Source organism: Kitasatospora sp. NPDC056181, assembly GCF_042266225.1.
Classification (GTDB): Bacteria; Actinomycetota; Actinomycetes; order Streptomycetales; family Streptomycetaceae; genus Kitasatospora.
In genome coordinates this window covers 1-6,211 of sequence record NZ_JBHJUK010000267.1, presented here as the reverse complement: position 1 = coordinate 6,211, position 6,211 = coordinate 1, and the positions used below count along the sequence as shown (strand labels likewise).

Sequence of the window (6,211 nt, the reverse complement as noted above, 5' to 3'; positions counted from 1 at the left end):
CCCACGGGGGTGGCGTCGACGGGCCTGCCGGCCCCTTTTCCGAAGCCGAGCCGTCCGACGTCGAGGCACGCCGATCCGAGCCGTCCGACGCCGAGACGCCCCGATCCCAGACGCCCCGAGCGGAAGGGACCGCGGCCGCCGGGACCGCGAGCGAGGAGTCCGTGGGCGAGGGGCCGGAGGCGGACCGACCCGCCCCCATCACCCTGGCCTTCGACCACGCCCGCATCCTCGCCGACGGCCTCGACCGCGCCCGCGCCAAGATCGAGTACAGCCCGCTGGCCACCGCCTTCCTCCGGCACGACTTCACCATCCCCGAACTGCGGGCCGTCTACGAGGCCGTCTGGGACGAGAAGCTCCACGCCGGCAACTTCCACCGCAAGGTCCTCTCCGTCCCCGGCTTCGTCGAGAGCACCGGCACCACCACCGAGCGCGGCGGTGCCCGCGGCGGCCCCCGCGCCCGCAACTACTGCGCCGGCGACGCCCAACTGCTCCACCCCGCCCTGCTGCGCCCCACCCGCGAGGACGAGATCCGCTGACCCCCGTGCCGCGGCCCGTCCCGGCGCCCGCCGTCCCGGTCCCCGCCGTCCCGGCGCCCGCCGGTTCACCGCCGGCCGACCGAGATCAGCAGACCGCTGCCGTCCTGCACCCCGACGGCACTACCATCCGGCCATGACCACTCAAGAGGTGAGCAGGACGACCAACCGGCCCAACTCCCACTGCCACTGGTGCGGCACGCCCTACCCCGCCGGCACCAGGACCTGGCCGCGCACCTGCCCCGGCTGCTCCGAGATCAGCTACCGCAACCCGCTGCCCGTCGTCGTCACCCTCCTCCCGGTCACCCAGGACAGCGGCGAGCCCAGCCTCGTCGTCATCCGCCGCACCATCGAGCCCGGCTACGGCGAACTGGCCCTGCCCGGCGGCTACGTCGACTACGGCGAGAGCTGGCAGCAGGCCTGCGTCCGCGAACTCCGTGAGGAGACCGGCATCCTCGCCGACGCCTCCGAGATCACCCTGGTCGCCACCGACTCCGACACCCGCGGCGGCTTCCTCTGCCTCTTCGGCCTGCTCCCCGCGCGCCCGCTCGCCGAGCTCCCGCCCTCCAAGCCCACCGACGAGACCGACGGCTGGCAGCTCTCCACCCCGCAGACCCCACTCGCCTTCGCCTTCCACACCCGGGTCTCCCAGGCCTGGTTCAACGGCGAGTTCACCCCTCGCTGACCGGCAGCGGCACCGGGCTGACCAGGCCCGCACCCCCGGGGCAGACCCTGGCGCACCGGGCGATCACATGGCAGGGTCTGCACCGACAGCCCCAACCGGACGGGCCCTGCCACAAGCATCCCGTCCCATCCACCGGCCGGGAGACCACCACCGTGAGCACCCCACCCCAGGACCAGCCGCTCTGGCGCCCCACCCCCGCTCGCGCCGCCGCCACCGCGATCGTGGCCTTCCAGGCCTGGGCCGCCGAACACCACGGCGCCCCGGCCGCACCGCTCGCCCCCACCACCGACGACCAGCAGGCCGCCGAGCGCTACGCCGACCTGCACGCCTGGTCCACCGAGGACCTCGACCGCTTCTGGACCGCCGTCACCCAGTGGTTCGACGTCCGCTTCACCCAGGCCCCGGACGCCGTCCTCGCCGACGCGACCATGCCCGGCGCCGACTGGTTCCCCGGAGCCCGCCTCAACTACGCCGAGCACGCCCTGCGCGCCGCCGAGACCCCGGCCAACGCCGACAGGCCGGCCGTCCTGCACCTCGACGAGACCACCGAGCACCCGGTCGTCCTCACCTGGGCCGAGCTGCGCCGCCAGGTTGGGTCCCTCGCCGCCGCCCTGCGCGCCCGCGGCATCGGCCCCGGCGACCGCGTCAGCGCCTACCTGCCCAACATCCCGCAGGCCGCCGTCGCCCTCCTCGCCACCGCCGCCGTCGGCGCCGTCTGGACCAGCTGCGCCCCCGACTTCGGCGCCCGCAGCGTCCTCGACCGCCTCCAGCAGATCGAACCCGCCGTCCTCTTCGCCGTCGACGGCTACCACTACGGCGGCAAGGACCACGACCGCACCGAGGTCGTCGCCGAACTCCGCCGCGAACTCCCCACCCTGCACACCGTCGTCCACGTCCCCCTGCTCGGCGGCCCCACCCCCGAGGGCGCCCTGCACTGGGACGACCTGGTCGCCGACGACGTCGAGCCGGTCTTCGAGGCCGTCCCGTTCGACCACCCGCTCTGGGTCCTCTACTCCTCCGGCACCACCGGCCTGCCGAAGGCCATCGTCCAGAGCCAGGGCGGCATCCTGCTCGAACACCTCAAGCAGGCCGGCCTCCACCTCGACCTCGGCCCCGAGGACCGCTTTCTCTGGTACACCTCCACCGGCTGGATGATGTGGAACTTCCTCCTCGCCGGCCTCCTCACCGGGTCCACGATCGTCACCTACGACGGCAGCCCGGGCCACCCCGACACCGGCGCCCTCTGGTCGGTGGCCGCCCGCACCGGCGCCACCGTCCTCGGCACCTCCGCCGCCTACGTCATCGCCAGCCGCAAGGCCGGCCTGCACCCCGGCCGGGACCTCGACCTCTCCGCCGTCCGCTGCATCGGAACCACCGGCTCCCCGCTCCCGCCCGACGGCTTCCGCTGGATCTACGACGAGGTGAAGGAGGACGTCTGGCTCGCCTCCGTCAGCGGCGGCACCGACGTCTGCTCCTGCTTCGTCGGCGGCGTCCCCACCCTTCCCGTCCACCTCGGCGAGATCCAGGCCCCCTGCCTCGGCGCCGCCGTCGAGTCCTGGGACGTCCAGGGCCGCCCGCTCACCGACGCCGTCGGCGAACTCGTCGTCACCAAGCCGATCCCGTCCATGCCCACCGGCTTCTGGAACGACCCCGACGGCACCCGGTACCACGACAGCTACTTCGACATGTACCCCGGCATCTGGCGCCACGGCGACTGGATCACCGTCACCTCGCGCGGCACCGTGGTCATCCACGGCCGCTCGGACTCCACCCTCAACCGCCAGGGCGTCCGGATGGGCTCCTCCGACATCTACGAGGTCGTCGAGCGCCTCCCCGAGATCGCCGAGTCCCTGGTCATCGGCCTGGAGGAGCCCGACGGCGGCTACTGGATGCCGCTCTTCGTCGTCCTCGCCCCCGGCGCCACGCTCGACGACGACCTGGTCGGCCGGATCCGCAGCTCGCTGCGCACGGAGCTCTCCCCGCGCCACGTCCCCGACGAGGTCATCGCCGTCCGCGGCCTCCCGCACACCCTCACCGGCAAGCGCATCGAGGTCCCGGTCAAGCGCCTGCTCTCCGGCACCCCGCTGGAGCAGGCCGTCAACCCCGGCTCCGTCGACAACCTCGACCACCTGCGCTTCTTCGAGCAGCTGCGCCGCGACCGCCAGGCCTGACCCCGGACACGACGAAGGGGCGCCCCCATGAGACGGGGCGCCCCTTCGTCGTGTCCGTGCGCTGCCACGCGTGCGGGCGCGGCAGCCACGCGTCCGCTATTCGCCGGACAGCACCTGCTGCGCCGCGGCCCGTGCGCCCTCGGCGCTGTCCGCGGCCCGGGCCGCCTCGGCCGCCCGACGGCACTGCGCCAGCGTGTACTTGGCCAGCGTGGACCGCACGTAGGGGATCGACGCCGCACCCATGGAGAGGCTGGTGACCCCGAGACCGGTCAGCACCACGGCCAGCAGCGGGTCGGAGGCCGCCTCGCCGCAGACGCCGCAGCTCTTGCCGGTGGCCTGCGCGGCCTCGGCCGAGAACGCCACCAGGTCGAGCAGCGCCGGCTGCCACGGGTCCTGGAGCCGGGCCAGCGCGCCCACCTGGCGGTCGGCGGCGAAGGTGTACTGGGCGAGGTCGTTGGTCCCCAGGGAGAGGAACTCCACCTCCTGGAGGATCGACCGCGCCCGCAGCGCGGCGGACGGGATCTCCACCATCGCGCCGTACTTGGCGTTCAGACCGGCTTCACGACACGCGTCCGCGAAGTCCCGGGCGTCCTTGCGGTCGGCCACCATCGGGGCCATCACCTCAAGGTGCACCGGCAGCCCCTCGGCGGCCTTCGCCAGAGCGCGCAGCTGGGTCTGCATCACCTCGGGGTGCTCCAGCAGCGTGCGCAGGCCGCGGACACCGAGCGCCGGGTTCGGCTCGTCCGCCGGCGTCAGGAAGTCCAGCGGCTTGTCCGCACCCGCGTCCAGCGCCCGGACGACGACCCGGCCCTCCGGGAACGCCTCCAGCACCTTGCGGTACGCCTCGACCTGCTTCTCCTCGGTGGGCGCCTTGGCGGAGTCGTCCAGGAAGAGGAACTCGGTACGGAACAGGCCGACGCCCTCGGCCCCGGCCTCCAGGGCGGCCGGCAGGTCGGCCGGGCCACCGACGTTGGCGAGCAGCGGCACCCGGTGACCGTCGGAGGTCTGCCCCGGACCGGAGGAGGCGGCGAGGGCGGCCTTGCGCTCGGCGGCGATCCGGCGCAGCTCGTCCTGCTTGTCCTGGGACGGCTCCACCAGCACGTCGCCCGAGCTGCCGTCCACCGCGACGACGGTGCCCTCGGGCACGTCGGCGGCGCCCGGCAGCGCGACCACGGCCGGCACGCCCATGGCACGCGCGAGGATGGCGCTGTGGCTGGTCGGCCCGCCCTCCTCGGTCACGAACCCGAGCACCAGTGTCGGGTCCAGCAGTGCGGTGTCGGCCGGCGCCAGGTCCCGGGCGAACAGCACGTACGGCTCGTCGCTGTCCGGCACACCCGGCATCGGGACGCCCAGCAGCCGCGCCACGATGCGGTTCCGGACGTCGTCCAGGTCGGCGACGCGGCCGGCCAGGTAGTCCCCGGCCGACGCGAGAAGCGCGCGGTAGGCGGCGAAAGCGTCGTAGACGCCGCGCTCGGCGCTGCTGCCGACGGCGATCCGGCGGGCGACGTCCGCCATCAGTTCCGGGTCCTGCGCCATCAGCGCCTGGGCCTCCAGCACCGCCTGGGCCTCGCCGCCGGCCAGGTTGCCGCGAGCGTTGAGGTCCGCGGCCACCGCCTCGACGGCCGCCTGGGCGCGGGCCTGCTCACGCGGAGCGTCCTCGGTCGGGATCTGGGTGGCCGGCGGCTCCAGCACCGCCGTCCCCATGTGCCGCACCTGGCCGATCGCGACCCCGTGGCTGACACCCACGCCGCGCAGCGTCTTCTCCATACTCACTGTCTCCGCTGAGAGAAGCGGCCCCGCCGGGTACCGCTGTGTGCCGGGCCGCCCCGGCGAGTGCGGCGGGGCGGGTGTGTCGGGATATAAGGGAGGAGGTCAGTTCCAGCCGAACAGGGCGTCGCCCACGGCGACCTCCCCGTCCTCACGGACGTCGCCGAGCGAGTCGGTCGCAGCCTCCAGCGCGACGATCGGCGAGATCGGCGACTTGCCGGCGGCCTCGACGGCGGCCGGGTCCCACTTGATGACGGCCTGGCCGCGGGTCACCGTGTCGCCCTTGTTGACGAGCAGCTCGAAGCCCTCGCCGTTCAGCTGGACGGTGTCGATCCCGAGGTGCGTGAGCACACCGTGCCCGTCCGCGTCGACGACGACGAACGCGTGCGGGTGCATGGAGACGACGACACCGTCCACCGGAGCCACGGCCTCGGTCGGCCGGCGAACCGGGTCGATCGCGGTGCCGGGACCGACCATCGCGCCCGAGAAGACCGGATCGGGCACGCCGGCGAGCCCGACGACACGGCCGGTCAGCGGCGACGTCACAGTGGTCATGGTTGAGCCTCCCAAGTGCGCAGTACAGCGAGCGGCCGCGAGCTGCGGCAGGACATCGTGTGAAGCCTAAATCATGTCAACTTCGGACATCTGCTGACTTTCCGGGCAAGGAACCCGCGCCCGTTCGCCCACCTCGGCCGACATCTCACCGACCGACAGTGGTCTAGTCCTCTTCACCGATGCGCCGCACTCTACAGGCATCTTGGCGAATCGGGACCATTGCTGTATATGCTCGCGAGAGCAACAAATCATGCCTCCGACCGGGTGACGCCCGGCGCGGCCCGGTTCGCACTCCGGCTCGGGACCCGCTATGGTTGGTCGAGTCGCCGCAAGACGACGGTTAACAGCAGATTTCAGATGCGAAAAGCACCGGAAAACGGAGCGGAAAGCATCTGCTAAGCTGGAAACACGAAAGAACGAAGCGCCCGGAGGGCCCGCTGGAAGGCGGACCGAAGGAAGTGTCCGTTCCTTGAGAACTCAACAGCGTGCCAAAAGTCAAC

Annotated in this window: 4 protein-coding genes and 1 pseudogene; 3 read left to right on the top strand and 2 right to left on the bottom strand. The window is 72.9% G+C overall.

Annotation, left to right across the window (positions count from 1 at the left end):
- From ACFC1F_RS42380 to ACFC1F_RS42370, 3 genes and pseudogenes are all read left to right on the top strand, one after another.
- Window positions 1-536, top strand: a pseudogene (locus tag ACFC1F_RS42380) (DNA hydrolase); the annotation flags it as partial.
- Between the two features lie 133 nt (window positions 537-669).
- The gene (locus ACFC1F_RS42375) at window positions 670-1,218 is read left to right on the top strand and encodes an NUDIX domain-containing protein (protein ID WP_376167048.1); all 549 of its coding nucleotides are present in this window, start codon (window positions 670-672) and stop codon (window positions 1,216-1,218) included.
- A gap of 152 nt (window positions 1,219-1,370) precedes the next feature.
- The gene (locus tag ACFC1F_RS42370; protein WP_376167046.1) at window positions 1,371-3,389 is read left to right on the top strand and encodes an acetoacetate--CoA ligase; all 2,019 of its coding nucleotides are present in this window, start codon (window positions 1,371-1,373) and stop codon (window positions 3,387-3,389) included.
- Between the two features lie 96 nt (window positions 3,390-3,485).
- Here the strand turns inward: ACFC1F_RS42370 and ptsP are convergent, their stop codons facing one another.
- Together ptsP and ACFC1F_RS42360 are read right to left on the bottom strand one after the other, a co-directional pair.
- A complete protein-coding gene (gene ptsP / locus ACFC1F_RS42365; protein ID WP_376167043.1) occupies window positions 3,486-5,156 on the bottom strand; it encodes a phosphoenolpyruvate--protein phosphotransferase in 1,671 nt (556 codons plus the stop codon).
- Window positions 5,157-5,261: 105 nt separating this feature from the next.
- Window positions 5,262-5,711, bottom strand: a complete 450-nt coding sequence (locus ACFC1F_RS42360) for a PTS glucose transporter subunit IIA (RefSeq protein ID WP_209416324.1) — start codon at window positions 5,709-5,711, stop codon at window positions 5,262-5,264.
- Between the last annotated feature and the right edge of the window lie 500 nt (window positions 5,712-6,211).

Coding starts and splice junctions, on each gene's coding strand:
- ACFC1F_RS42375 (WP_376167048.1), top strand. CDS start 670: ATGACCACTCAAGAGGTGAGCAGGACGACCAACCGGCCCAACTCCCAC.
- ptsP (WP_376167043.1), bottom strand. CDS start 5,156: ATGGAGAAGACGCTGCGCGGCGTGGGTGTCAGCCACGGGGTCGCGATC.
- ACFC1F_RS42360 (WP_209416324.1), bottom strand. CDS start 5,711: ATGACCACTGTGACGTCGCCGCTGACCGGCCGTGTCGTCGGGCTCGCC.